Below are 4,724 nucleotides of genomic sequence, written 5' to 3'. Positions count from 1 at the left end.
GTTCAGCTTAGACGCCTCCTGTAGCTGCAACGTAAATCGCTGGGTCAGAAATACTGCAAGCCAGACAAACAACGCGCAAAGTACGGCTAGCGCCAACGAACACAGAACAAACCGCCCGATGGAGCGTTCTGGCGCAGGAAGACCAAACCCTCCACCGGCCGGGTGGATATATCTTGTGGCCCAACTGGCAGCGCTAAACACGACGAACCCAGTGGCTATTGCCGTAACGACTAGTTTCGGGAGAAGGCCAATGTCGCTGAAGCTCTCAAAAGCACCTCCAACTGAGAGGAGCGAGAGCGACAACCCGACTACGGCGCTACATGTTTCCATGGAGACATTCCCCCGCGGGTTCCGGTTGGCCCCATCAGTTCATCGTCTCGCAGTGCTCCGCGGCCAGACGGCTAAACGATTTGCCGCGGGCCTCGTCGAGCGCCGCGTTGTCTGCGCTGGCATTCCGGATCACTTAGCCGTCGCCAAGACCGAGAACGATTATCCTACCATATCGTTGAATAAGCAAATGAGCCGTGTCGTGCACCACAGCAATTTTGGTGCCGCGATAACCGCTGTGGACGGCCGTGGCCGGCCGGCTGATAGCACAGCCGGTCACCCCAGCTCCGGAAATATCCGTATGTTCCGGCACTGACGCTTCGGGCCAACAGCCACCACATGCAGTGCACCAGACAGAAAGACTGTGGCGCAGCGGCCCGTCATTTCGCTGACAGCGAAAGCCGTCGGCAGTGACATTGGCTTTACCTTCATTGGTCCAGCGTCTCAGCGGCCACGAAAGTGCGTCAAATGCACGGATTTGGACCGGCCGATCCGGTACACTTCACCACCGGAATTACTACGCATTGTGTGGACCAAGTATTTCCTAACTTGCCACACAGTTCTTTAACGCAAACGCACTGCCGCGTTCCGTTCATGCACGGCTCGATCGACGAGGATCCGGGTACGACGGTACAGACAGCACGCTTCTGCGCCCGGGCGTTTGGCCCAGAAAGGACGAGAGCTGACAATCCGAAGGCGAGATATAGGGCTAGCCGAAAGCGGTTCATGATTTCGTCCTCCGACAATAATTGTGGTTCTAATCGTTGTGGCGATTCCTCTGTCGATGCGTTTTTGTTTGCGTTCAGGTGCGTTTGCTGAGGTAATTAGGCAAAAGTCGCGCAAACAGCACCGACTGCAAGTGAAGCGCGCGAACACGACCTGCGCCCCTTGCACTCGCGTCTATTTAGCACGTCAAGCAACCTGGCGATGTGAACCGAATTACATCTGGCCGCTGAAATGCGACCGTATCTATCCGAGTCCGGAGGAGCGCTTCGGGTCACGGGCCGAAAGCCTCATGCCGAGCAAATCTGGTCGGCACCACCTCGAACAGCCGGCATGGTCTAGCCCTGATGGCCTTCTCCGTCGGGCCGACAGGCGACGTAACAAGGGCTGCCTTACCGTCGCTCCGAAGGTCATGCTAATGATCGACTGCAAGGCTTGCCGAAAGGAAAGTGGTGTCTGCCTCGGCGATCGCGTCATCGTCCGGATGCGGCATGGCGGCTATACCGACGAGGCCGTGGTCGCGCCAGCGCAACTGACGCCGCTGCCGAAGGCGTTCGACCATGCCGAGGGCGCGACGTTTCTGGCCGCGCACGGCACCGCCCATCACGCGCTGGTCGATCGCGGACAGCTCGGAGCCGGCGAAGTGCTGCATGCCCGCGACGAAGCGCAGGGTGGGGACGCGGCTCCAAAGGCGAGAGCGGTAGCAGGAGCCAACTCGAACGGGCAATACGCTTACCCGCCATGCGACGGAGGATCGGACAGTTCACTTTCATAAAGCCTTCGATGTTGAAAAATCCGCTTGTTCTGCAGCAAGAATACGGTTCTAATTTGAGTTGTCACTCCTTCAAGGTTCGATCTTCGATGGGTTTCGGAATGGGTTTTGTCAGAAGTTCGATTGCTGGACTGTTCGTCGGCCTTACGTTCGCTGCTCCGGTATCCGCCCAGGACGTTGTCGATTGGAAACTCTGCAAATCAGACAATGATCTCCCCGAAGATCGCGTTATTGCTGACTGTACACTGCTGATCGAAGCCAAAGGATTGGCTGCTGGTGATCGCGCCACAGCATACTATCGTCGCGGGGCTGCTTATTGGCGACGTCGCGATGCCGACCGGGTGATCACCGATGAGAACAAGGCGATTGAGTTGGACGCAAAATTAGCCGATGCCTACGTAAGACGGGGCAGCGGCTACTTGCTCAACGCAGATGCAAAAGGTGCTATTGCGGATTTCACCAAAGCAATCGAGTTGGAGCCAAACAACTTGAGAGCCTATGTAGATCGGAGTTTGGCTCGTGCTTCCGAGAAAGATGCAAACGGTGCGCTCGCCGATGCAAGAAAAGCGATCGATATTGATCCCAACTTCATTACCGGTCGCCTGGCGCTAGCCGGCGCTTACAAGCTGGACCACGAGTATTCAAGCGCGTTTGCCGAACTCAATAAGGCGGTGGAGATCGAGCCGAAAGACGGCTTTGATGGCTATCGAAGCCGGGCGATGGCGTTCGAACGAAAGGGTGATTTTGGTCACGCAATCGCTGACTACGACCATTGGATCAAGATAGACCCCGAAAGCGGGGTGGCTTACGCCAGTCGCGGAAATTCACATTTGATGAACGGCGAATATGACGCCGCAATTGCCGATGCAACGAGAGCGATCGCCATTGATCCGGGTATGGCCTTTCCTCTTAGGGTCCGCGGTATCGCACATCTCCGAAGAAAGGAATTCGATCAAGCTGCGGCAGATTTCACCTCCGCTATCGAAAACGATCCAATGGCTCCTGGAGGTTACCGCCTTCGAGCCTGGGGTTATGCACAGATGGGCAAGTTTGATGATGCCATCGCGGACTATTCGAGGTTGATCGAAATAAACGACCATGATGTCGAGGCGTACCGAAGCCGCAGCGTCGCCTATTCGCTCAAGCATGAAAATGATGCAGCCGTTGCCGACAACAAGAAGGCCATAGAGCTCACCAAGCAGAACATCGAAGTTCAGGAGCAACACCAGCAATAATTTTCAGGAGAGGCGGTCACGACGGACCACGTCGCCTCCAGTCTCGCTCGACGCCAGACAGGGCTGTTTCTCCATTTGGGAGCTCGGCTATCTGGCGGCCAGTACGGGAATGACGGTAACAAGCTCAGAGCGGAACCTTGGCTATTTCGGCTTCAACTGGCTGATGATGGCAGGTCCTTCCGCTGCGTCGATTTGATAGAGGGCAGTACCGGAAAAAGCTCCGGTCATCAGCGGGGACGTCGACGGCAGCTGCCGGCCGCTGCTGCCGGAAATAGACAGAGCGAGAAGGTTGTGACCGGTATCAGGTATGCCGATGCCGAAATAATAGGTTTGTCCAGCCTCGATTTGAACCTCGACTTCATAGTCCATCATCGACAGCGAGTGCGTACATGCTATCCGGTATCGTCCGGGCGGTTTGTCGACGGAGAAATAGAATCCCTTGGAGACCGAACCGACCGGTTGACCGTCGATCTTGATTCCCGTTTCGGTCGCCAAGACTCCATTCTCGCGCAGAAAATACAAGCGCGCGAGCCGCGCTACCTGCTGCCCGGATTGTGGCGCGGCCGCCGCTTTCGACCGAGGCTGGCGTGCGGCGGCCGCTTCGGAAACCGACACCCATCCAGCGAACTGGGCAAAAACAAAGAGCACGACAGCCCATGATAAAAGTCGCCGCATCATAACCCCGATCCCCAATGTCCGTCGGCAGAGATCACAGGCGGCAAAACCGCGCAATTGGAATTCGCCAGTCGGCCGCGCAACTGTATCGCCTTGTGGCCCGATGGAGACAGCGGTCGGGCTGCGAGCATGTCGGCTGTCCGAGGTGGCGCCGACCGGATTGCTCGACGTCAGACCTTCAGCCCCCGACCTGGTCGACCGATTTCGAAGTTCTATTCATATCGCTTCGGCGGTGAAGAGGAGGGAGAAGCGGCGGATTGCGCCCACCGGGTCTGCGCGCTCTATCGCCGATGGCTTCACCGGTACTCCCGCTCGTCCCACCACGGAAAATAGTCGGGCATGTCGCTGGACACCTTGTTCTTGAACTGGGCAGGCCGCTTTTCCAGGAACGACACCACGCCTTCTTTCACGTCGTCGGACCTGCCTCGCGCGTAAATGCCGCGGCTGTCGACCTTGTGGGCTTCCATCGGATCGTCGGCCCCGAGCATGCGCCACATCATCTGCCGGATCAGCGCGATCGACACCGGGGCGGTTCTGGATGCGATCTCCCTCGCCAGTGTGCGGGCGGCCGGCAATAGTTCGTCCGGCGGCACCACCTTGCTGACGAGGCGGCCGGCGAGCGCTTCCTGCGCCGGGAACACGCGGCCGGTGTAGCACCATTCCAGCGCCTGCGAGATGCCGACGATGCGCGGCAGGAACCAGCTCGATGCCGCTTCCGGCACGATGCCGCGCTGGGAGAACACGAAGCCGAACCGCGCCGCTTCTGACGCAATGCGGATGTCCATCGCGAGCTGCATGGTGACGCCGATGCCGACGGCGGGCCCGTTCACCGCTGCGATCACCGGTTTCAGGCATTTGAAGATGCGCAAGGTGACCTGGCCGCCGCCGTCGCGCACGTTCGGATCGCTGTAGTCGACCTTGCCGTCGAAAAGCCGCCGGACCGGCCCGCGCCGCGCGTCGCGGTCGAACGTGTCGGCGCCCGACGACAGGTC

4 protein-coding genes are annotated in these 4,724 nt (G+C 58.6%); 2 read left to right on the top strand and 2 right to left on the bottom strand.

The genetic code is table 11. The annotated features are described in order from the left end of the window. Window positions 1-1,468 precede the first annotated feature (1,468 nt). Both WCB02_RS25140 and WCB02_RS25135 read left to right on the top strand, forming a co-directional pair. Window positions 1,469-1,825 carry a hypothetical protein gene (locus tag WCB02_RS25140; protein ID WP_423962433.1) on the top strand — a complete coding sequence of 119 codons (357 nt, stop codon included), beginning with the start codon at window positions 1,469-1,471 and terminating at the stop codon, window positions 1,823-1,825. Window positions 1,826-1,833: 8 nt separating this feature from the next. Further along, the gene (locus tag WCB02_RS25135; protein WP_423962431.1) at window positions 1,834-3,057 is read left to right on the top strand and encodes a tetratricopeptide repeat protein; all 1,224 of its coding nucleotides are present in this window, start codon (window positions 1,834-1,836) and stop codon (window positions 3,055-3,057) included. A 141-nt stretch (window positions 3,058-3,198) separates the two neighbouring features. Here the strand turns inward: WCB02_RS25135 and WCB02_RS25130 are convergent, their stop codons facing one another. Together WCB02_RS25130 and WCB02_RS25125 are read right to left on the bottom strand one after the other, a co-directional pair. Beyond that, the gene (locus WCB02_RS25130; protein WP_423962429.1) at window positions 3,199-3,789 is read right to left on the bottom strand and encodes a DUF2846 domain-containing protein; all 591 of its coding nucleotides are present in this window, start codon (window positions 3,787-3,789) and stop codon (window positions 3,199-3,201) included. Window positions 3,790-4,028: 239 nt separating this feature from the next. Then, on the bottom strand, window positions 4,029-4,724 hold a 696-nt coding region (locus WCB02_RS25125), incomplete at its 5' end, for a crotonase/enoyl-CoA hydratase family protein (protein WP_423962427.1).

The organism is Bradyrhizobium sp. (assembly GCF_049581145.1).
GTDB lineage: Bacteria > Pseudomonadota > Alphaproteobacteria > Rhizobiales > Xanthobacteraceae > Bradyrhizobium.
The sequence above is the reverse complement of the archived record's forward strand: the minus strand, read 5'-3'. Positions and strand labels throughout refer to the sequence as shown.